Below are 20,749 nucleotides of genomic sequence, written 5' to 3' on the forward strand. Positions count from 1 at the left end.
TGTGTGAATTTCTTTGTGCTGTGTTAACTACACTATATACACTAGCATCTTCGTTGATTTATGAGAACTTCCCCTCTATACTATGGGTATAACAAAAGGTTATAGGTGATAAATATGAAAACAGAATGGCTTGAGTCTTTTATTGAAACAGCCAAAACAAAAAGCTTAAGCAAAGCAAGCGAACAGCTGCATATGACGCAGCCTGCACTTAGTAAGCAAATGAGAAAACTAGAAGAAGATTTAGGAGTAACATTATTTATTCGCTCCGCTACAGGAGTAGAATTAACCTCAGCAGGTGAAATTCTTTTACAAGAAGGTGAATCCATACTTTCAAGTGTTCATGCTCTTCAAAAAAAATTAGTGTCTACGCAAAAAGCTTGTGATTTAACTATCGGAACATGGCAAAGTATGGCTGCTTTTTACTTACCTTATCAACTGGCTTCTGCTAAAGACCACAATCGCCATATTGATATAAAAACCTCGCATCACTATTATGATTTGTTAGAGCAGTTAGAAAGCAATAAAATTGACGGGGCTTTATTTGATGATCGAGAGGTTCAACATGCTTACTGGTCAAAACTATTGTTTAAAGAAGGCTTCTATTTATTTGTGAACGATCAGCACCCGTTAGCTGAAAAAGAAAACGTATCATTTGAAGATTTCAAAGAAGAACCCATTGTAGTTCTTCCACCTGGGTGCGATGTTCGGACACTAGTAGAAAAAGCGTACAATCGTCATAACTTAAAAATCCCCATTGCCAATGAAATTGAATTTGCTCAAAGTATTATGGGATTTATTTCAGCTAATTTAGGTATTTCAATTCTCCCTGAAATTTTTATGCGCCATTTACAAAGCTCAAACATTAAAGCTTTACCCATTACAGACTTCAAATTCAAAAGAGAAATTTCATTAGTGGCAAAAAACCCTGACGTGGGGAAAATGCTTTATACACTCTTTTTCAAAACACGATCTTAATAGGAAAGACGAACAAATTGGACAAATGATCTGCTATGGATCGCTTGTTAAAGCTATGTTCCCTTGGACAATGAAAAGATCCGAACGATTAATCGTTCGGATCTTTTCAACTACAATACTTTTGTTCTAGCCTCTTTTTATTTCGATACTACTTCGTTTGCTAACTTTGTTTCTGCAACCTGCGTACGTGGTGATTTCATCATATTAAAGACAATATTTAAAAAGATTGCTGTAAAACTCCCCATTACAATACCGCTTCCAGTAAGAACTTGAAGACTCTCTGGTAAGTTTTTGAAGAGTTCAGGTACAACTGTCACCCCTAGACCCATGCCAACCGAACATGCAATTACAAGAAGGTTTTCTTGTTTGGCTAAATCAACTTGACTAAGGATTTTTATACCTGAAGAGATTACCATTCCAAACATGGCTACCATTGCTCCTCCAAGGACAGAGCTCGGGATAACTGTCGTCACGGCTGCGATTTTAGGTAGAAAACCCAAAACGATTAAAATTCCACTCGCTGCAAATACAACATTTCTTGTGCGAACACCTGACAACTGTAGAAGTCCTACATTTTGAGAATACGCTGTATAAGGAAATGCGTTAAAAAATCCGCCTAATAAAATCGCCAATCCTTCTGCACGATAGCCTTTAGACAAATCTTTTTCATCCACTTCTTTTTTACAAATATCACTAACGGCAAAATAAACGCCTGTTGACTCGACAATGCCAACAAGTAAAACAAGGAACATTGTCAGAATGGCCATAATATTAAACGTTGGCATCCCAAAGTACAGCACGTGCGGCATATGAACCCACGCTTCTTCTTTTACGCCCGAAAAATCGACTTTCCCCATAAAAGACGCTGCAATTGTTCCAACAACTAATCCTAATAACACAGAGACGGAGCGCATAAATCCTTTTGTAAATCGATACAGAACTATAATTAATAGCAAAACGCCAAAGCCTAAACCTAAATTGCTCAAGCTGCCAAAATCTTTACTTCCTTCTCCTCCGGCTAAATCTTTAATCGCCACAGGAATCAACGTAATTCCAATAATCGTTACAACTGAACCCGTAACTAAAGGAGGAAAAAACTTAACCAATTTACCTAGAAAAGCAGAAAGAAGGACAATAAGTAAACCAGCGACAATAATAGAACCATATATAGAGGAAACGCCGTAAGAACCTCCAATTGAAATCATAGGTCCTACGGCAGTAAACGTACACCCTAATACAACTGGAAGACCAATTCCAAAAAAACGATTTTTCCATACTTGCAGTAACGTTGCCACACCGCACATAAATAAGTCAATCGCCACTAAATACGTAAGCTGCTGCTGCGTCAAGCCAATGGCTCCTCCAACAATAAGCGGAACAACAATCGCACCTCCGTACATAGCTAAAACATGCTGTAAACCAAGTGAAAAGACTTTTCCTTTATTCATATTAAACCTCCACTGTTGGTTTATCTTCAGCAAATGTAACTTTACCATTTGATAAAGACTGAATGCGCGCTAATGATTCTACTTTAACGCCTGATTTACGAATTTGTTTTCCTCCATCTTGGAACGCTTTTTCAATAACAATACCAATGCCGCCTACTTTAGCACCTGCTTTTTGCACGATATCCATCAAGCCGAATGCCGCCTGGCCGTTTGCTAAAAAGTCATCAATAATTAAAATCACGTCATCTTCTTGAATAAATTTATCAGCAACTGAAATTTCATTTTCTTCTTTTTTTGTAAATGAATATACTTTTGATGTAATGAGTCCGTCTTGAAGTGTTAAAGATTTTCTTTTTCTAGCAAACACCATCTCAACGTTTAGCTTCAATGCGGTCATAATCGCTGGAGCAATTCCTGATGATTCGATCGTTAAAATCTTCGTAATTCCTGCATTTTCAAAGCGCGAAGCAAATTCTTCTCCAATTTCTTTCATCAGTACAGGATCCATTTGGTGGTTTAAAAATGTGTCTACTTTTAAAACCGTGTCCGATAATACGATACCATCTGTTAAAATTTTGTTTTGCAAAGCTTTCATAGTTCGTTCCTCCAACGTTTGTATTAAAAAAGCTCAAAAACATAGCTGCACTCGTATATGAGTAGAGCAATGTTTTTGAGCTTTTACGCACAAAAGTGAAAAACAAACTTCATCGCTCACCCATAGTCAAACTATTTACGGTAGTTTGGTAGATACTTACGAGCCTTATTCTCGTCATTATATGAGTGCGTTATTGAGTTAATTGTATTATATCAGCAAATCTTTTATTTGAAAATATCCAAAAAATATTTTTTCGAACATTCACTTACAATACAAAACATAATATTCGGTTATGGCACTTTTTATACGTGATAAATTTCTCCATATTTCTCTTCTAGATACTGAATTAAATAATCTACATTTAACCCTTCGCCCGTCACATCATTTAAAATTTCAAGGGGTTTTTTCATTTTTCCGTACTGGTGAATATGTTCTGTTAACCAATTTGTGATCGGCGAAATTTCTCCTTTTTCCAATAGTTCATCATAATTAGGCAAGTCTTTTAACATGGTATGCTTAAACTGTGCTGCGTACATATAGCCTAGAGCATAGGATGGGAAGTACCCAAAGCTTCCTCCGGCCCAGTGTACGTCCTGAAGCACGCCTTCTCCATCGTGACTTGGACGAACCCCTAAATATTCTTCGTATTTCTCATTCCAAATTTCCGGTAAATCCTCAACTTTATACTCCCCGTTTATTAATCCTTTTTCAATTTCGTAACGAATCATAATGTGAAGAGGATACGTTAACTCATCTGCTTCAATACGAATAAGCGACGGTTTTGCCTCATTTACTCCTCGGTAAAAATCATCTAAACCTACAGCATCAAATTGTTCCGGCGCATGCTTTTTTAGTACGTCGTAATGATGCTGCCAAAATGCTTTATTTTTCCCGACAAACTGCTCAAAAAATAGCGACTGTGATTCATGAATTCCCATTGAAGTACCTTCACATAGAACCGTACCAACAAGATCCTTTGAAATATTCTGTTCATATAAAGCATGGCCGCATTCGTGAATCGTTCCAAAAATAGCCGTTCGGAAATCGTTTTCGGCATATTTAGTTGTGATGCGCACATCTCCCGGGTTTAAGCCAGTAGCAAAAGGATGGACCGTTTCATCAAGTCGCCCCGCTTCAAAATCATAGCCGAGTGTTTTTAACACGTCTAGACTAAATTGCTTTTGCGCTTCTTTTGGGAAAGTACGGAATAAAAATTCCGTATCCGGCTTTGTATTTGACCCGGCGATTCGCTGAACAAGAGGTACAATATGCTCCCGTAGCTTTCCAAATACCTCGTCTAAGATTTCAACTGTCATCCCCGGTTCAAAAAGGTCCAATAAACGGTTATATTTGTTTCCTTCATATCCCCAATACTCCACAAACTTCTGATTGAACGCTACAATTTTTTCGAGGTACGGTTGAAATAAAGCAAAATCTGCTTTTTCTTTTGCGTCTTCCCAAACCGACTCCGCTTTTGAAGTTAATGTAACGTATTCTTTATATTCATGCGGAGGAATCTTTTTATTTAAGTCATATTCTTTTTTACATTCTTCCACTGCTTTTTTCGTAATATCGTTTATGTAAGGCTGTGACTCAGGGTTCGTTAACTTCTCAATAAAAACTGCCATTTCATCAGAAACAGAAAGATTGAACGCTTCTGATGACATCATGCCAATAACTTCAGAACGTTGATCTGCCCCTTTTTTTGGAGCACCCGTTCTCAAATCCCAGTACATCACTCCGATTGCCTCATGATAACTTTTGATTTTATTCATGTATTCATAAAACTGTTTCTCAATTTTCTGTATGTCTTCTCTCATTGCTTTTCCTCCTTACTTTCCTTATTTCACCATAAATTATTTTATCATAATAGTAACGGCATGTATATAACTGAATATTCAATCTATTATACATATAAAAAAGCGCGGCTACCACCGCGCTTTTTTATACATTTTCTATTTTCGTTGGAACATTTTGTTCAATGATTGAACGCACTTTTGAATCTGTGCTTTTTGGCATAAAGATCGTGATTAGACCCTTATCGTTATGAGAGCGAATCAGCCTTCCAACTCCTTGCTTTAAGCGAAGAAGCATATATGGCATATCCGCATCCCAAAATGGATCGACTACTTGATTGCGCTTTGCTTCAAAGACCGGATCATTTGGCGGATACGGCAGAGACCAAATAATTACATTAGATAGCGAAGGTCCAGGGATATCCAACCCTTCCCACAAATGAACAGCGCATAAAATCGTTTCTTCTTCTCTTTGGAACTGAGATACTAATTTACTGATCTCTTGATCGCCTTCAAATAAAAATGTGTACTGATTTAACTCTTTGGAAACTTCTTTGAACATCTCTAGTTCTTCTTTGCTGTTAAATAATAAAAGTGCTCGTCCGTTCGTTTTTTCGAGCTGAGCAACAGCAAAGGCGAATTTTTCAGCAAACGTTTCTTCTTGATCATCGGAAACATTTTTTACCGCAATTTTCATTTGCTCATCATAATCAAATGGCGATTCAACCGAAAAAGAAAGCGGCTTTGCAATCCCTAAACTATATGCTAAATAATCGAACGATTGGTTATCTGAAAGAGTGGCAGAAGTGAAAATATACGGTATTTTCTTCGCAAATACTCGTTCTTTTAAGACGTCTTTTACTGCTTGCGGCATAATAACCAACGTCAGCTGCCAGTTGTTTTCTTCCACCCAGTAGATGGCATTTTCGTTGTCCATAAATAAGCGCAGCGAATAATCAATTTGATCTAGGTACTCATCTACAATTCGCAGCGTATATTCGTCTACTGTATAGGTCTCACTCTCAAACACAAGCTCGTTTCCGATATGCTCAAGCAGCGATAAAAGTTCTTTTCCTACACTTTGTAATCCGTTCGTGCGGGCTACTTCTTTACGGCTAGAACCAACGATTTCTGTGCTTGCTTCACTTAAACGGTCAAAGAACATTGCATATACATCGATTGCGTGCTCGATCTTCACAGCAAATTCTTCTCGCACGTCATTCTCTAATAGACGCGTTAATAAGTTCTCTAACGTATCTTCTTGAATGCGATATGTTAAAGCCTTTTGTGCAGCAAATTCCAGCAGGTGACCTTCATCAAATACAACACAGCTGCTTTCAGGAAGAAGCGGAAGCTGCCCTTCACGCTTACGGGCTTCATATGTCCAAATGTGTTCCATGTAAAAATCGTGAGAGCAAATAATTAAGTCATGTGCTTTTCTATAGTGCTCACGTGAAAGCGTTAAGCCGCATCTATGACGCTGCTCACAGGAAGAGCAGTCTTGAAACGTATCCCAGTTAATTTGATTCCATTCCTCATCCGTTAAATGAGGATATTCTTTACGGTCTCCGTAGTGATAGAACGACTGCATACCGCTATGATCATGAACAAAATCAGGAAGCGTATCGTAAATTTCTTCAATGTTTTCATTATCTGTTCGTGCTGTCACAGCATCTAATTTCTTTAAACACAGATACTGATCTTGAGATTTTGCTAAGCGAACATCCATGTTAATATCTAAAATGCCAGAGAGCTTGGCAATGTCTCCTTCGGCTTTTACTAGCTGTTCAATTAATGTTTCATCCGCACAGGCAATAATAGCTGGCTTGCCAATATATCTTGCATAACAAATAGCGTACAGTAAATACACAATGGTTTTCCCTGTTCCTACACCTGCTTCTGCAAATATTACATTTTTTTCTTTAAAAGCTCGTTCGATTTGAAAAGCCATAAAAATTTGTTCATCCCGAAGTTCTAACCCTGCGTCCGGAAGATGATCATAAAAAACATCACCTATCCATTCATTTAATTTGTCAAAAAAGTTTTCATCCCGCTCAATTGTAAAAGGCAACCGCTCTCTCATCATCGATACTGACTCCTTTATTTATGTAAATATCTATCAATAAAAATTAGTTTCACTTCTTTTTATCTAGTAAATTTCTCACGTAAGCAAAACTTAATTATTGACTACTTTACCTAAAATGTCAATAAAAAGAGTTGAACATAAAAAAGTTCTGCCTGTAAGGACAGAACCTTTTTATATAAAAGCTGGGTATATAGAACGCAAACGGAATAAGTGCTATTAAAAAATTAATTACAGCGGAACTTTGAGTCCGTAGACTGAGACAATAAAAAGGCCGCTTCATACTCGGCTTTTGCTTGTTCCAGCTGAGTAAGCGTCTCTCCGCTAACTTCTATTCCCTGCTGCATTAAATGATAGCTGTTTTCCAACGCTTGACGAATCATAGTGAACTGCGTGTTTCTATCCATTTATAAACATCCTCTCTCTGTAGTGCTTACTATAAAAGTGAATACTATCATTCTATACACCAGCTGTTTATTTTATTCTCAAAACCAGCATCTCTAGCTTAATAAATGGATTCTTGCATTTAAGAAAATAATCGAACTTATTAAAATGTTTTAATTCTCACTTGACATATAGGAATAATATATTTTAAAATTACTTACAGATTCAATCACTCAAAACTACATACTCCAGGCTTACCGGTCAACCGATAGCCTCTAATTGCCAGATACACGTACAATCCGTCTGTGCAATTAGAGGCTTTTATTTTTTTAAAAGCCTGCTGAAAGGAGAAAAAATGGCAGAACTGCAGTTACAGCATGTGTATAAAAAATACGGAAAAGATAGTCTTGCAGTTGATAATTTCAATCTTCATATTCAAGACAAAGAATTTATTGTATTTGTAGGACCTTCAGGGTGCGGCAAATCCACTACCCTTCGAATGATCGCCGGCCTTGAATCGATAACAGAAGGAGAACTGCTTATTAATGGAGATCGTGCAAACGATTTACCTTCTAAGGACCGAGATATTGCAATGGTGTTTCAAAACTATGCACTTTACCCTCATTTAACGGTTTACGACAACATGGCATTTGGCTTGCAGCTCCGCAAAGTCCCAAAACAAGAAATTGATGAGCGCGTTCGTGAAGCCGCTCGTATTTTAGACTTAGAACCCTATTTAAAACGCAAGCCAAAAGCATTATCAGGAGGTCAGCGTCAGCGGGTTGCTTTAGGAAGAGCCATTGTACGGAATGCCCAAATTTTTTTAATGGATGAGCCTTTATCTAATCTTGATGCGAAGCTTCGCGTACAAATGCGTGCTGAAATCAGTAAGCTTCATCAGAGGCTTCAGACGACCATCATTTATGTAACCCACGATCAAACAGAAGCTATGACGATGGCAAGCAGAATCGTAGTTATGAAAGACGGTAAAATTCAGCAAATAGGTTCACCCATGCAAGTGTATAATACTCCAGAGAATACGTTTGTAGCCAGTTTTATAGGATCACCGGGAATGAACTTTTTCACAGGAAAAGTAGTGAACAGCAAACTGCACATCAGCGGACATGAGTTTCAACTGACAGAAAATCAAATGCATTCGTTGCATAAAAAAGGCTACAATAATCAATTCGTTACTGTAGGAATTCGACCGGAACATATTACGCGTGCCTCTTCTGATGCTCCTCATATTTCATTATTGGTAGATGTGTCTGAGTTATTAGGAGCAGAGTACATACTATACAGCAGTTTAGGAGACCAGCTCTTTGTGGCTAAAATCCCTGGGGATGAACATATCCAAGTTCGTAAGCACTTTCCGTTTCATTTTCATATGAATCATGCTCATTTCTTTGACCAAGCATCTACCAGCCGTATCAAAATTGACCATTAACTATCTAAAAAGAATTCTATAAATGGGGGAACTAAAATGAAAAAATTATTAATTTTGTTAGCAATGCTCACTGTAATCATCGCGGGCTGCGGTAAAAACAGTTCAACAAGCGGCGACAGCAGCGATTCTTCTAAAAAAGTAACCATTAACTTTACGCATTGGCGAGGAGAAGATACGAAAGCCTTTGATTCTATCATTGAGCAATTTGAAAAGAAAAATCCAAATATTCATGTAGAGATGACCGTCTTTCCTTCTGATTCCTATCAATCACAAATTCAAGGATCTCTACTATCTGGAGAAGGCATCGATGTATTTGCTAGTTTTCCAGGAAGTCAATTTGAAACGATTCGCAAAGCAAATGGTTTTGCAAAGCTGGACGACCAAAACTTACTCAGCAAATTTGACGAAAAGCTAATCCAAGCGGGTAAAGCGGATAATACGCAATATGCTCTTCCTTATCAGCTAGTCTATAACATCCCTGTCTATAACAAAGGAATTTTTGAAAAACTAAATTTAGATGTTCCTAAAGACTGGAATAGCTTTTTAAAAACATCTGAAACATTAAAGAAAAATGGATACACGCCGATTTTATTTTCAGGAGACGTAAGTCCTTCTCAATTTATTAATCCAATGATTATGAATAACGAACCTACAAATAACGCCCTTTACGAAGTAGAAACGGGCAAGCGCAAGCTAACTGATGAATGGTTTATCAAAACACTATCTCAAATTAAAGAATTAAATGACAAAGGCTACTTCCAAAGAGATACTCTTGGTACGAAAAAAGAAAGTGCTGCAGCACTTTTTGCTCAGGAAAAAGGCGCAATGCTTGCTCAAGGTTCTTATATGATGGCTACAGTCAAACAGCAAAATCCAAAGATTGATCAAGGTTTGCTTGCGCCGATTACAGTCGATCAAGATAAAGCAAAATACGAAGGTGTTCATACCACGACATTCTTATTAGGCGTTGCTGAAAAATCAAAACACAAAGAAGCTGCTAAGAAATTTTTAACGTTCCTTGCAGATCCAAAGATTTCTTCTGAGTATGCAAATGCTACTGGCCAGTTATTAACGGTCAAAGACGTGAAATATGATTCACCTGAACTGAAAGAAAGCGCAAAGTGGAAAGACAAAAAAACGGTCTTCCAACCTCGATTTACCATTTTAAATGAGCGCGTATCAAAAGCTGTTGAAACATCTGTACAGGACGTACTATCCGGTATGTCAGCGAAAAAAGCTGCTGAAAAAGCACAAGGAGAGGTAGAACGTGTCGCTAAAAACTAATACGTCTATTCAAGAAGAAGAAAAGAGAACCCCTTCGTTCTCTTTTCCTCTCTTTTCATTTAAAAATATCTCTAAAAAAAGACATCTATGGTTGTTTTTACTTCCCGGTTTTGTCATATATACTGTTTTCTTTGCATTGCCAACACTTTCTGCTTTATTTTTAAGCACAACTGATTGGAATGGATTGTCTTCTCAGTTCTCATTTGTAGGGTTTAAAAATTTCAAAGAACTTTTAACAAACGATGCTATTTTTACACAGTCTCTTACAAACAACTTAAAGTTCACAATTGGCGTGCTGATCTTTCAAACGTTATTGAGCTTAGGCTTTGCACTCTTACTTTATAGAAATTCTGCATGGAATACATTTTATCGCTCACTCTTTTTTGTACCGACGATTATTTCGTCCGTGTCGATTGCGTTCACATGGAACTTTATGTATGACCCCAACATTGGAGGAGTTAACCTATTTTTAAGTAAAATAGGCCTTGAGCATTGGACCCAGTCTTGGATTGGAAATGGACATATCGCCATTTACAGCTTGGCTTTTGTACAATTTTGGGCACATACTGGTCAAATGCTTATTATTTTTGTAGCTGGAATTCAAGCTATTCCCAGTGAGTTATATGAAGCTGCTAGTATTGATGGAGCAACAAGATGGCAAAAATTCAAGCGCATTACGTGGCCTCTTTTAGCTCCAGCTACGACAATGGTTGTAGCTTATACGACCATACAAAGTTTTAAAGCATTTGATTTAATCATTGCAATGACAAATGGAGGTCCCTCCAACTCAACTGAAATTCTTTCGACACTTCTTTACCACGAAGCTTTTATTAATTTTCGTTTTGGCTATGCCTCTGCCATTTCCGCTGTATTTATGATTGTGATTGCTCTTTTAACGTTTCTTCAATTTCGCGTACTTCGCCTGACCAAAATGTAAAAGGAGATTCTTTTATGAAACAAAACCCATTCAGACATCTGATTTTAGGGATATACGGTTTAATCATTCTATTGCCCTTAAGCCTGATTTTATTAACAACCTTTAAAACAACGCCTGAACTTTACAGCAACCCAATTAGATTACCAGCAGGCTGGAATATTGAAAATTACAAACAGCTGCTCGTCAATGAACCCATCTTTGGCTATATTAAAAACAGCGTGATTGTTACCGTCTTTAGCACGTTTTTTATTCTATGGTTTTCAAGCATGATTGCTTACGCTATTATTCAGCTGCCTCAAAAGCTTGGATGGATTGTATACGGCTTTTTTGTTTGCGGAATGATTGTCCCTACTCAAGTCAACATGATTCCTGTCTTTTTGCTGATGAATATGCTTGGACTGGTCAATACGCTAACAGGCGTCATTATCGTCTCCATAAGTTTTTTGCTTCCCATCGGTGTGTTTATTATAACGGGGTTTATGAAAACTTTGCCAAAGGAACTATTCGAAGCCGCTCGCATGGACGGAGCGTCAGAGTGGAAAATATATTCGAAAATCGCTCTTCGACTCTCAATACCATCAATGGCTACAGTAGGGATTTTTTCGTTTGTGATTGTGTGGAATGATCTGTTGTTCCCTTTGCTATTATTAAAATCTAAAGAAGTAAAAACGCTGCCTATTGCATTATTGGACTTTCAAGGAGAATTTCTAACCAATTACCCTATGCTGTTTTCAGCAGTCGTTCTTTCTTCTATTCCATTATTGATTGCGTACGTGTTTTTGCAAAAGCATTTCATTTCAGGAATGACATCTGGGGCATTAAAATAGCAGGCAAGAAAATCACGCTTCCCTGCCTGCTCCTTTATTCTATAGGATTATTTTTTAAAGCACGCTGAGGTTTCCGTTTCTCTACTACTAGATGTTGGTAAACGTACATTAAAGCAGCTTTTAACAGGAAGATACCTAGCAAATGGTACTCTTTAAATGTGCCTACCCTAAAAAGCTTGGCACGGCTCATAGCTCGTTGAAAAAGATAAACAAAAAATGTATCTACGATTGCATTTAATAACATATACCTTCCAAAATGGCCATATGTGAACTGTTTAATCCATAAAGAACCTGCTAAAAATGGACCTAAAAGTAAAGCAGCTTCACCTGTTAAATATGGATGAGGAGGATTATGGAATATCCACCACTTCTTTTTTTCAGCAATATAGCTTTCAACCATAATTAAAAAGGAAATAAACATAGTAGATGATAAATAGCGCTTAATATGCTGTCGTCCTATAAAAGGGATGGTTAACCATGAAAGAAGTATCATCACGCCAAAAACCCGTGCTGATTGATTTTTTCTCATTTTATTAACTCTTAGGTTGTAGTATAAGATTTCCCTTTCGTAAATATGTTAGAAATAAGCTAATCATTTCTCGTTTTAATCCTGCTATTGAAAAGAAATGAATACATATATTGCCCTGTTACTCGCCCATACTATAAAAAAACATAATGGGGTGAGTACATGCATGATTATTATGACGGACTATATAAATACCTGCTTAATGCCACGTTTTGGTTTATTTTATTAATTGTCGTGCTCGGGATAGGCATGTTTGGAATGCTAGCTTATCGCGGTTTAAAAAAGAAATAACGTAAAAAAGCCAAGCGGTTTTTACACCGCTTGGCTTTGTATTATTAATCGTTGCGTGGAGGACGAGGTCCCCAGTACTGATAATAGTCTGTTTTAATAAATCCGTTAAATAATTTGCGTTTTTTCGTCGCTTTTTTACCGTAGTACTGTTCAAACTGTTCATGAGATGTAAGCATATAAATCGACCACGTATCAAGCTTAGAAAACGCTTCGCCCATTTCAGCGTACATTTTTTCAACAGAAGGACGATCGCTTAAACGTTCGCCGTACGGAGGGTTACCAATAATGATTCCATATTCTTTTGGCGTCGTAAAATCGCGCACTTGCATTTGTTTAAATTGAATTAAATCTCCAAGTCCAGCTTCAAATGCATTTTGCTCCGCTACTTTTACCATACGATGGTCGATATCATGACCAGCAATATCTAGCACTTGGTCGTAGTTCGCTAAGTCTTCTGCTTCTTCGCGCGCTTTCTCCCAAATACTTGCTGACATCCATGGCCACTCTTCTGATAAAAAGTCACGGTTAAACCCTGGTGCGATATTTTGACCGATAAGCGCTGCTTCGATAGCAATTGTACCAGAACCGCAAAAAACGTCGACAAACGGACGATCCGCATTCCACGGCGTTAGCATAATTAAAGCTGCTGCCAACGTTTCTTTTAAAGGGGCTTCCCCTTGTCCTACGCGGTAACCGCGCTTATGAAGCCCTGCACCGCTTGCGTCAATTGTTAATGTAGCAACGTCTTTTAATAGCGCTACTTCAATTTTAAACGTTGACCCTGTTTCTTCGAGCCAGCCTGTTGTTTTGTTATAATGTTTTTTCATGCTGTCAACAATTGCTTTTTTCACAATGCTTTGACAATCTGATACGCTGAACAATTTAGATTTAACTGATTTTCCCGATACAGGAAACTGTGCATCTACGGGCAAATAATCTCCCCAATTTAATGCTTTTGTTTGTTCAAAAAGCTCATCAAACGTACGAGCTTTGAACTGTCCGACCTGCACTTTAATTCGATCTGCTGTACGAAGCCATAAATTGCAGCGAGCAATTGCAAGCTCGTCTCCTTCAAAGATAACTTTGCCATTATCTACTTCACATTCATATCCTAAAGCACGCACTTCTTTAGCGACTAGTGCTTCAATTCCCATTGCTGCTGTTGCAATAATTTTATATTTCGCCATTTTTCAACCTCATTTTGTTTCTAATTATCTACACTAAGTGTAAAAGTACCATATACATGCGCCGTAGTCAAAGCTTTCTCCGTCTTTTTATCAAAATGCAGAAACTGCTCGCTCTTGGTAGAGCCAGCAGTTTCTTTACCTATGTCGCATCTAAATTTGTTTTTAAAAGCTTTCCACTTTACAGTTGCGCAATCGGTTGCTCAACTTGTTTATGAAAGTAAGTATACACGTGTTTCATATGGATGCAGCGTACATTGTCCAAGCGTTTCGTTTTTATCCAACGGGTAATTATGAATCAGCACTTCTCTGTTTGCAAATGAGCTCTCTGAAGGAAACTCAAACGTTTGATTATTCGGTGACATATTACAAATAACAACAGCGGTTTTACCTTCTAATGTTCGCGTATACGCGTAAATAGCGGAATCTTCTTCTGCCAACAGATTATAAGTTCCATACACCAGCACATCATGCTGTTTTCTAATTTTAATGAGCTGTTTGTAAAAATTCAGTACCGAATTCTTATCATTTTTCTGCTCTTCTACGTTAATATCTACGTAATTTGGATTTACCTTCATCCAAGGGTTCCCAGTAGAAAATCCTGCATTTCTTTCTGTGTTCCACTGCATTGGCGTTCTTGAATTATCGCGGCCTGTTTCCCAAATAACTTTCATAATCTCGTCATGTGAATCGCCTTTTTCACGCTGAATACGGTAGTAGTTAATCATACCAACATCATCATAATCATCAATAGAATCAAACTTAACATTGGTCATTCCAAGTTCTTGTCCTTGATAAATAAACGGTGTTCCTTTCATTAAAAAGTATAGTGCAGCTAAGCACTTTGCACTTTCCACTCGGTAAGCTGTGCTGCCGAATTTATTTACAGAACGAATTTGGTCATGATTTTCTAAATATAAAGCGTTCCAGCCGTTGATTTTTTCTAAACCATTTTGCCAATTAGTTAAAATTGTTTTTAACTCGATTAAATCAAGCGGTTTTTCTTCTCCTTTATCCCACAGTCCCATATGCTCAAACTGAAAAATCATATTGAAGTTTCCGCCATCTTCAGCTACCCACTCATCTGCGCTATCCGATGTTACACCATTTGCCTCTCCAACCGTCATAATATCGTATTTGGCAAACGTGTTTTCTTTTAGCTCTTTTAAATGCTCTTGAATTCCCGGCCGATTCATATGCCCTTCAAACGATGGCACATAATCTAGCTTTTCAGGGTTCGGCAGATCTGGGAAGCCGGCCACTTTCTTAATATGCGAAATAGCATCTACACGAAAGCCGTCTATTCCTTTATCTAACCACCAGTTAACCATTTCATAAAGCTCATGACGTACTTTTTCGTTTTCCCAGTTTAAATCGGGCTGTTTTTTAGAAAATACGTGCATGTAATATTCTTTTGTCTTTTCGTCGAACTCCCAAGCTGATCCGCTAAAAATAGATTCCCAGTTGTTTGGCTCTTTTCCATCTTTACCTTCATGCCAGATATAATAATCACGATAAGGATTCTCTTTAGAAGACCTGGATTCTAAAAACCAAGGGTGTTCATCTGAAGTATGATTAATAACTAAATCCATAATCAGCTTCATTCCGCGATGGTGAACTTCATCTAGCAGCTCATCAAAGTCTTCCATTGTTCCAAAGTCTTTCATAATATCTTTATAATCACTGATATCGTAGCCATTATCGTCGTTAGGAGACTGATAAATCGGGCAAATCCAAATGACATCAATTCCAAGATCAGATAAATAGTCTAATTTTGAAATAACCCCTTGGATGTCACCAATTCCGTCGCCGTTTGAATCCATGAAGCTTCGCGGGTAGATTTGATACGCAACAGCTTCTTTCCACCATTTCTTTTCCATGTGCTCAACCCCTCAAAATAGTGCTTTTACGTAAGCGTTCGCCTTTACGCATATCGCTATTTTATAATGAATACATGCAAAAAAATAGGTTTTTCACAAAAAAAATCGTTATTCTCTTTTGAATAACGATTCTCACTGCGCTAATTTGTGTTTAAAGGCATAGATGACTGCTTGAGTCCTGTCCTGTACATCCAGCTTACTTAATAAATTGCTCACATGTGTTTTTACCGTCTTTAGCGCAATAAATAATTCGTCTGCAATCTCTTGATTTGTTTTGCCTTGTGTCATTAAAAGTAAAATTTCCATTTCACGAGCTGTCAGTTCTTCATGAGGTAAAGACGGTTTTCTCATTTTAGACATCATTTTACCGGTTACTTCGGGCTCTAGTACAGATTCCCCCTCATATGTACGGCGAATAGCAGCTGCAATTTCTCCTGCTTTAGACGTTTTTAATAAGTAGCTTGTTGCTCCTGCCTCTAGAGCGGGATATACTTTTTCGTCATCTAGAAAGCTAGTGACAATAATTACTTTCGCTTCCGGCCACTGCTTAATAAGCTGTTTTGTTGCTTCAATCCCGTCCATTTCTTCCATAACTAAATCCATTAAAATAATATCCGGGCGCAGCTGAAGCCCTAATTCAACGGCCTGTTGGCCATTGGATGCCTCAGCTATCACATGAATGTCTGTTTGAGCCGACAGATACGCTCCGACGCCAATACGAACCATTTCATGATCATCTACTAACAGTACATTAATCATTTTGCTTCTCCTCTCTTTCTACTAACGGTACTTTTACTTCTAGCTTTGTTCCTTTGTCGGGCAAACTAATAATTTTTAATGTGCCTCCAATTTCAACTGCGCGTTCATACATATTTTGCAGGCCGTACGATCCGACTTTTTCCTTTTCTACATCAAAACCAACTCCGTTATCAACAATACGTAAAATAATAGAAAAATCACGTTTGATCAGCAGCACATCTAAAGCTGTTGCATTTGCATGACGCAGCGTATTTGATACGGATTCTTGCAAAATTCTAAACAAGTGGTCTTCAATGCCTTTATCAAGTTCAAATCCTTCTATTTTCCAATTTAATTCAAGCGGTACTTTTTGAGCAAGCTCATTCATCAGTTCTTTCATTCCAGCCTGTAGCGATTTCCCTTTTAATGCTGCAGGACGAAGATGAAGAAGCAAAGCCCTCATTTCAAGCTGTGATTGATTAATCATTTTTTCAACCATCTTTAATTGCTTAGCTTCAGAGTCTTGTAGCGTAAGATTGGATTCTGTAATAGCAGACATAAGCATAGAAGCGGCAAATAGCTGCTGACTAACGGAGTCATGCAGTTCTCTAGCAAGCCGATTTCTTTCCTGAGAAACAATTTCTTGTACTTGTTTTTGCTGATTTTCCACTTTTTCCGTTGCCATCTTTTGAGATTGCTGTGCTTGAAGAATCATTTTATGATCTACTTTGTTTAAACGGCTTATAATTCGAGACGTTTCTTGAATAAGCGGTTCATTTGCCGACATATGCCGGTGGCCATTTTCTATTTCATATAATCGGTTTTCAACATATGTCCACTGCTGTCTCCACATAAACCCCATGATTCCTCCAATCACGCTTCCAATCGTAAGGCTTAAACTGAAGGAAAATAGCACAAAAGGCATGCCAAATACGCTTGTTTTCCATAAGTCGCTAAGTTGAAAAACAGGATATGCAAAAAACACGGTAAGGAGCACGGATACAAATACAAAAAAACTTAAAAAAATCCCCCATAATAACTGCCGTTGAAGAATACTCATATCCTTTGCACCTCTAAATCTCCAATCACAACAGTTGTAACAATCTTCACCCTATGAGCAGATTGATCAAATTCCTCTGTTTTAATAGACAAATTTTCGTTGAACGAAAAGCCGCTCTGATGTCCAAAAACCGTTATGTTTCCTGCTAGTTTAGAATGATTCACAGATACTTCCGTTTCGTAAGGAATGAGCACTTTAATATTTCCAAACACTTGACGAATAAAAATAACCGCATCGCCTTTTGGTAGAACGGTATTGCTTAAATCAACCACAATGTCTCCCCATACGCTTTGAATATTAATATCATCCCATTCGTATACGGAGTCTTCTGTTCTTTGACTACCAAGAAGTTTGTTTGTCAAAACCGGCCGGACCTGCACCAAACTTTGGTTTGGCTGCTGTGTAAACTCGTCAGTTGGTCTAAATTCAACCGGGTGCTTTCGTGATTGAATAAATCTAAGTAAAAAATACAGGAAAAGAGCAATAACTAAAAACTTAAATGCAACCGTATTAAATATGTTCAACACAAGCCCAATAACGCCAATCCAAAATAAAATACGCCCTAGTTTTCTTCTCATTTTTTTTCGTCCAATATACATGAACGCACCGGCAATTAATACAGAAAAGATCAAGCCGCTGTGAAAAAACATAATTTCAATAAACAGGACAAATAAACTGCAAATAAAAATGAACATAAGAGATTCTGTTTTGTTTACGTTTTGCACAGCTCCCTCTCCTTTCTCCTCGTAGATGACATAGCGTTCTTTGGATGCTGCAGATATCTATTCCCTCACCTTAAAAAGACGCAGAAACCTACGCCTTTTTTAGAATACCATGTTTTATGCAGAAACACTGATTTTTTACGATGATTTTACTCTTTTTTCTAATTCAGCAATCTTGCTGTCTACCGTTTGTCTATAATAATTTGTATTAATTTGATTTTCAAGCTGGTCAATATAGGTTTCCATTTCGTCAAACTGACTGTAGGACGCATATGATGCTTCCGTTTTCATTACTGAATTCATACGGTGATGCGCACGGGCAATATTTTCGCGCCCCATTAGTTCCATACGGCGAATATGCATATCTTTTACCTTATGCTTCATTTCTTCATACTTTTGTTCAAGCTCTTCTAACTGCTTGGATGCGTCTTCATAAGATTCTTTTACACGCTTTGCTCTCTCTTCGTAGTGAGCATGTTCTTTTAAAATAAATTCATGTAATTCCGTTTCTTCAGCTGCTTGTGCTACTTGTGCTTGCTCATGACGTTTTTTCATCATGTCAAGGGCCAGATGGTACTCGCGATTAAACTGTTCTTTTAACGTGTGCTGTCGCTCAACAAGCTGCCTTACCTTTTCGGTTTCCTGCTCGCATTGACGCAAATAGTGATTTAACGCAGCAATTGGATTTTTTTGTTCTTTGTGGTCAAGCAATTGATGAAGGTCTGCAGAAATCGTTTCTTTCATTCGAGTAAATAAGTTTCTCATTTTGTTCATCTCCTTAGATAATAAAGTGAAATTTTATTATTTTTGATTTAAGTCAGCCCACTGACGTTCAAAGTGCTTAAACGGATCTTCTTTTTCCGTTTTTATAGAGCTGCTGCTGTTCCACTTTTTATATACAATATAAAGTACGACTGCTGCGATGATACCAGCAAGGGCCGGAAGGTTTGAAACGGTTGTTAAGAGTACGACGACACCAATAAACCCCCAGAGCCATTTTTTAAAGGGGGTCTCTGCTTTAACAAACCCTTTAAATGCTACGTACAAAATAACCAAGCCAATTGCAAGTCCTACCAGGGGACCAGCATTTGCAAGAAGAACGATAGCAGCTACCGCTCCAATCAAAAACAAACCAATTTTTTTCATTTTGTTTCCTCCTTTCGCTTCTCTATATACTTAGTTTAAGGATGATAACGTTTTTTCAAAACGAGCTAGAGCTTTATTTTCTCCTAAGACCTGAGGCTGACAACAAGCTCAGCCTGATTGTATAAAAAAGAGATTGAGACATAGCTAAATGGATTTCATCTATAGACCAACAAATGAGATAAATGAGCTAGTAGGGATTACTCATTGCATCGCTGCTGATTTCCGTGCAAGGCTTCGCTTTCCACGGGCGGCCGCTGAGCCTCCTCGTCGCTACGCTCCTGCGGGGTCTCACCCATTCCGTTTTTCCCGCAGGAGTCTTCGCCTTGCTCTCCAATCAACTACTAGAAACAACGAAATAGATAAAATCTACGTTCATCATGACAACAAAAAACCAGACTGTTAATCAATATTTTTGATCAACAGTCCGGTTTTTACTTCAACTCAAATACTTTTGTCTTAGCCTCTTTTCGACATAAAAAAAGCTCTTCCATTACAGGAAGAGCTGGGTTGGATTAAAATATAGTGTATAACAACTATTGTCGATTGCTTTTCAATAACGTTCTGTAAGCCATGTTTTGTACCATTGTACTGCAAGCGGCTAGCTACCTCGTACTCCGGTGGCAATTATCTATCTACAAAATGTAACCATTTTGTCCTTCCTTCCGTTCAGTTCCTTCCAGAAAGTTCCCCTACCATTATTTGGGTTTCTCGCTCGAGGGGTTTACCTCGTTCCACTCTTATCATTTCTGATAAGACTTCGTCACTGTGGCACTTTCAGAGTAGTCAAGCCATATCTTAAAAAGACTTAGGCTTTTTCCCCGCCGTTAGCTTTTAACAGCTACCCTAGCTTATGACTTCGCTAGGCACGAACACTACAGACATCGCAGTCTGTGCGAGCATGGACTTTCCTCTACATCCTCATGTGTGATGCAGCAATTACCCAAACGTTATTGATAACGACTTTCCTTAGTATAATAAAAATAGGAGTTGAATGCAACTCCTATTTTTAGGTTATTCGTATAATTTACTTCCAAACACATGTTTTTCTAAGTTCGACAAACGTTTTAAAATATCAAAGTTTGTCGTACCCGCTTGCTGCTGCTGTTGAGCCGGCGGCGGGGTAAACGAAGGTTGTTGCGGCTTTTTAGATAACTCTTCTACTTGCTTTTTTAAGCGTAAATTTTCAGTTTGCAATGCTTCAATTTCTTCATGAAATGCTTCATAATCTTTAATAACAGAATCTAGATACTTATCTACTTCCTCTTGATTATAGCCTCTCATGCCTGTTTTAAATTCTTTTTCTAAAATTTCTTTGGCCGTTAAACGAATTTTATCAGCTAACATCTCTATCACCTCGAATACGATAAACCTTATCTTTATTATAATTCATTTTTTCAAAAATAGCTTCAAATGTCAATTTATCTTT

Annotated in this window: 21 protein-coding genes, 1 other RNA gene and 1 riboswitch; of the genes, 7 read left to right on the forward strand and 15 right to left on the reverse strand. The window is 37.8% G+C overall.

The window, feature by feature from the left end:
• The first annotated feature begins 114 nt into the window (after nt 1-114).
• Entirely contained in the window at nt 115-975 is an 861-nt protein-coding gene (locus SB717_RS01915; RefSeq protein WP_200508350.1) for a LysR substrate-binding domain-containing protein, read from the forward strand.
• 137 nt (nt 976-1,112) lie between these two features.
• Here SB717_RS01915 and SB717_RS01920 read toward each other — a convergent pair whose 3' ends face one another.
• The 5 genes from SB717_RS01920 to SB717_RS01940 form a co-directional block, all read right to left on the reverse strand.
• Entirely contained in the window at nt 1,113-2,423 is a 1,311-nt protein-coding gene (locus SB717_RS01920) for a nucleobase:cation symporter-2 family protein (protein ID WP_098621458.1), read from the reverse strand.
• A gap of 1 nt (nt 2,424) precedes the next feature.
• Nucleotides 2,425-3,018 carry a xanthine phosphoribosyltransferase gene (locus SB717_RS01925; protein WP_098621459.1) on the reverse strand — a complete coding sequence of 198 codons (594 nt, stop codon included), beginning with the start codon at nt 3,016-3,018 and terminating at the stop codon, nt 2,425-2,427.
• Between the two features lie 103 nt (nt 3,019-3,121).
• A riboswitch (purine riboswitch) is annotated at nt 3,122-3,223 on the reverse strand.
• A gap of 97 nt (nt 3,224-3,320) precedes the next feature.
• The gene (locus tag SB717_RS01930) at nt 3,321-4,838 is read right to left on the reverse strand and encodes a carboxypeptidase M32 (protein ID WP_410903107.1); all 1,518 of its coding nucleotides are present in this window, start codon (nt 4,836-4,838) and stop codon (nt 3,321-3,323) included.
• Nucleotides 4,839-4,962: 124 nt separating this feature from the next.
• A complete protein-coding gene (locus SB717_RS01935; RefSeq protein ID WP_410903108.1) occupies nt 4,963-6,900 on the reverse strand; it encodes an ATP-dependent DNA helicase in 1,938 nt (645 codons plus the stop codon).
• A gap of 224 nt (nt 6,901-7,124) precedes the next feature.
• Nucleotides 7,125-7,304, reverse strand: coding sequence for a hypothetical protein (locus SB717_RS01940; protein ID WP_013056154.1), 180 nt, complete (start codon nt 7,302-7,304; stop codon nt 7,125-7,127).
• Nucleotides 7,305-7,636: 332 nt separating this feature from the next.
• Here SB717_RS01940 and SB717_RS01945 point away from each other — a divergent pair, with 332 nt between their 5' ends.
• From SB717_RS01945 to SB717_RS01960, 4 genes are read left to right on the forward strand one after another with little or no spacing between them, the layout of a single operon-like run.
• Nucleotides 7,637-8,728, forward strand: coding sequence for an ABC transporter ATP-binding protein (locus SB717_RS01945; protein ID WP_410903110.1), 1,092 nt, complete (start codon nt 7,637-7,639; stop codon nt 8,726-8,728).
• A gap of 36 nt (nt 8,729-8,764) precedes the next feature.
• The gene (locus SB717_RS01950; RefSeq protein ID WP_410903111.1) at nt 8,765-10,012 is read left to right on the forward strand and encodes an ABC transporter substrate-binding protein; all 1,248 of its coding nucleotides are present in this window, start codon (nt 8,765-8,767) and stop codon (nt 10,010-10,012) included.
• Entirely contained in the window at nt 9,996-10,949 is a 954-nt protein-coding gene (locus SB717_RS01955) for a carbohydrate ABC transporter permease (protein ID WP_410903112.1), read from the forward strand. Before SB717_RS01950 ends, SB717_RS01955 begins: the two co-directional genes overlap by 17 nt.
• Before the next feature lie 14 nt (nt 10,950-10,963).
• Entirely contained in the window at nt 10,964-11,776 is an 813-nt protein-coding gene (locus SB717_RS01960) for a carbohydrate ABC transporter permease (RefSeq protein WP_410903113.1), read from the forward strand.
• Nucleotides 11,777-11,810: 34 nt separating this feature from the next.
• Here the strand turns inward: SB717_RS01960 and SB717_RS01965 are convergent, their stop codons facing one another.
• Entirely contained in the window at nt 11,811-12,305 is a 495-nt protein-coding gene (locus SB717_RS01965; RefSeq protein ID WP_410903114.1) for a hypothetical protein, read from the reverse strand.
• A 159-nt stretch (nt 12,306-12,464) separates the two neighbouring features.
• Here SB717_RS01965 and SB717_RS01970 point away from each other — a divergent pair, with 159 nt between their 5' ends.
• Nucleotides 12,465-12,593 (forward strand): hypothetical protein, encoded by a 129-nt coding sequence (locus SB717_RS01970; protein WP_013056148.1) that lies wholly within the window; start codon nt 12,465-12,467, stop codon nt 12,591-12,593.
• A gap of 44 nt (nt 12,594-12,637) precedes the next feature.
• On the opposite strand, the gene SB717_RS01975 is transcribed toward SB717_RS01970, so the two are convergent.
• The 7 genes from SB717_RS01975 to SB717_RS02005 form a co-directional block, all read right to left on the reverse strand.
• Entirely contained in the window at nt 12,638-13,780 is a 1,143-nt protein-coding gene (locus tag SB717_RS01975; protein ID WP_410903115.1) for a THUMP domain-containing class I SAM-dependent RNA methyltransferase, read from the reverse strand.
• 209 nt (nt 13,781-13,989) lie between these two features.
• Complete coding sequence (locus tag SB717_RS01980; protein WP_074678340.1) at nt 13,990-15,657, reverse strand: glycoside hydrolase family 13 protein; 1,668 nt, start codon at nt 15,655-15,657, stop codon at nt 13,990-13,992.
• A 132-nt stretch (nt 15,658-15,789) separates the two neighbouring features.
• Complete coding sequence (locus SB717_RS01985; protein WP_045293864.1) at nt 15,790-16,416, reverse strand: response regulator; 627 nt, start codon at nt 16,414-16,416, stop codon at nt 15,790-15,792.
• Nucleotides 16,409-17,455, reverse strand: a complete 1,047-nt coding sequence (locus SB717_RS01990) for a sensor histidine kinase (protein ID WP_098621467.1) — start codon at nt 17,453-17,455, stop codon at nt 16,409-16,411. The genes SB717_RS01985 and SB717_RS01990 overlap by 8 nt, the downstream gene beginning before the upstream one ends.
• Nucleotides 17,452-18,180 carry a cell wall-active antibiotics response protein LiaF gene (liaF, locus tag SB717_RS01995; protein WP_074678344.1) on the reverse strand — a complete coding sequence of 243 codons (729 nt, stop codon included), beginning with the start codon at nt 18,178-18,180 and terminating at the stop codon, nt 17,452-17,454. Before liaF ends, SB717_RS01990 begins: the two co-directional genes overlap by 4 nt.
• 135 nt (nt 18,181-18,315) lie before the next feature.
• A complete protein-coding gene (locus tag SB717_RS02000; RefSeq protein WP_074678346.1) occupies nt 18,316-18,942 on the reverse strand; it encodes a PspA/IM30 family protein in 627 nt (208 codons plus the stop codon).
• Between the two features lie 36 nt (nt 18,943-18,978).
• Nucleotides 18,979-19,323, reverse strand: coding sequence for a lmo0954 family membrane protein (locus tag SB717_RS02005; protein WP_410903116.1), 345 nt, complete (start codon nt 19,321-19,323; stop codon nt 18,979-18,981).
• Between the two features lie 148 nt (nt 19,324-19,471).
• Between SB717_RS02005 and SB717_RS02010 the strand changes: the two genes are divergently transcribed.
• A complete protein-coding gene (locus SB717_RS02010; RefSeq protein WP_410903447.1) occupies nt 19,472-19,726 on the forward strand; it encodes a hypothetical protein in 255 nt (84 codons plus the stop codon).
• Nucleotides 19,727-19,882: 156 nt separating this feature from the next.
• On the opposite strand, the gene rnpB is transcribed toward SB717_RS02010, so the two are convergent.
• An RNA gene (rnpB, locus tag SB717_RS02015) (RNase P RNA component class B) lies at nt 19,883-20,271 on the reverse strand.
• A 63-nt stretch (nt 20,272-20,334) separates the two neighbouring features.
• Nucleotides 20,335-20,667, reverse strand: coding sequence for a cell division regulator GpsB (gene gpsB / locus SB717_RS02020; RefSeq protein WP_013056140.1), 333 nt, complete (start codon nt 20,665-20,667; stop codon nt 20,335-20,337).
• Between the last annotated feature and the right edge of the window lie 82 nt (nt 20,668-20,749).

This window comes from Priestia sp. SIMBA_032 (assembly GCF_046535215.1).
In the GTDB taxonomy this organism is placed as follows: Bacteria; Bacillota; Bacilli; order Bacillales; family Bacillaceae_H; genus Priestia; species Priestia aryabhattai.

What these genes read in the sequence shown, in the direction of transcription:
- SB717_RS01915 (WP_200508350.1), top strand. Translation starts at nt 115, where the DNA reads ATGAAAACAGAATGGCTTGAGTCTTTTATTGAAACAGCCAAAACAAAA.
- SB717_RS01920 (WP_098621458.1), bottom strand. Translation starts at nt 2,423, where the DNA reads ATGAATAAAGGAAAAGTCTTTTCACTTGGTTTACAGCATGTTTTAGCT.
- SB717_RS01925 (WP_098621459.1), bottom strand. Translation starts at nt 3,018, where the DNA reads ATGAAAGCTTTGCAAAACAAAATTTTAACAGATGGTATCGTATTATCG.
- SB717_RS01930 (WP_410903107.1), bottom strand. Translation starts at nt 4,838, where the DNA reads ATGAGAGAAGACATACAGAAAATTGAGAAACAGTTTTATGAATACATG.
- SB717_RS01935 (WP_410903108.1), bottom strand. Translation starts at nt 6,900, where the DNA reads ATGATGAGAGAGCGGTTGCCTTTTACAATTGAGCGGGATGAAAACTTT.
- SB717_RS01940 (WP_013056154.1), bottom strand. Translation starts at nt 7,304, where the DNA reads ATGGATAGAAACACGCAGTTCACTATGATTCGTCAAGCGTTGGAAAAC.
- SB717_RS01945 (WP_410903110.1), top strand. Translation starts at nt 7,637, where the DNA reads ATGGCAGAACTGCAGTTACAGCATGTGTATAAAAAATACGGAAAAGAT.
- SB717_RS01950 (WP_410903111.1), top strand. Translation starts at nt 8,765, where the DNA reads ATGAAAAAATTATTAATTTTGTTAGCAATGCTCACTGTAATCATCGCG.
- SB717_RS01960 (WP_410903113.1), top strand. Translation starts at nt 10,964, where the DNA reads ATGAAACAAAACCCATTCAGACATCTGATTTTAGGGATATACGGTTTA.
- SB717_RS01965 (WP_410903114.1), bottom strand. Translation starts at nt 12,305, where the DNA reads ATGAGAAAAAATCAATCAGCACGGGTTTTTGGCGTGATGATACTTCTT.
- SB717_RS01970 (WP_013056148.1), top strand. Translation starts at nt 12,465, where the DNA reads ATGCATGATTATTATGACGGACTATATAAATACCTGCTTAATGCCACG.
- SB717_RS01975 (WP_410903115.1), bottom strand. Translation starts at nt 13,780, where the DNA reads ATGGCGAAATATAAAATTATTGCAACAGCAGCAATGGGAATTGAAGCA.
- SB717_RS01980 (WP_074678340.1), bottom strand. Translation starts at nt 15,657, where the DNA reads ATGGAAAAGAAATGGTGGAAAGAAGCTGTTGCGTATCAAATCTACCCG.
- SB717_RS01985 (WP_045293864.1), bottom strand. Translation starts at nt 16,416, where the DNA reads ATGATTAATGTACTGTTAGTAGATGATCATGAAATGGTTCGTATTGGC.
- SB717_RS01990 (WP_098621467.1), bottom strand. Translation starts at nt 17,455, where the DNA reads ATGAGTATTCTTCAACGGCAGTTATTATGGGGGATTTTTTTAAGTTTT.
- SB717_RS02000 (WP_074678346.1), bottom strand. Translation starts at nt 18,942, where the DNA reads ATGAGAAACTTATTTACTCGAATGAAAGAAACGATTTCTGCAGACCTT.
- SB717_RS02005 (WP_410903116.1), bottom strand. Translation starts at nt 19,323, where the DNA reads ATGAAAAAAATTGGTTTGTTTTTGATTGGAGCGGTAGCTGCTATCGTT.
- SB717_RS02010 (WP_410903447.1), top strand. Translation starts at nt 19,472, where the DNA reads ATGGATTTCATCTATAGACCAACAAATGAGATAAATGAGCTAGTAGGG.
- gpsB (WP_013056140.1), bottom strand. Translation starts at nt 20,667, where the DNA reads ATGTTAGCTGATAAAATTCGTTTAACGGCCAAAGAAATTTTAGAAAAA.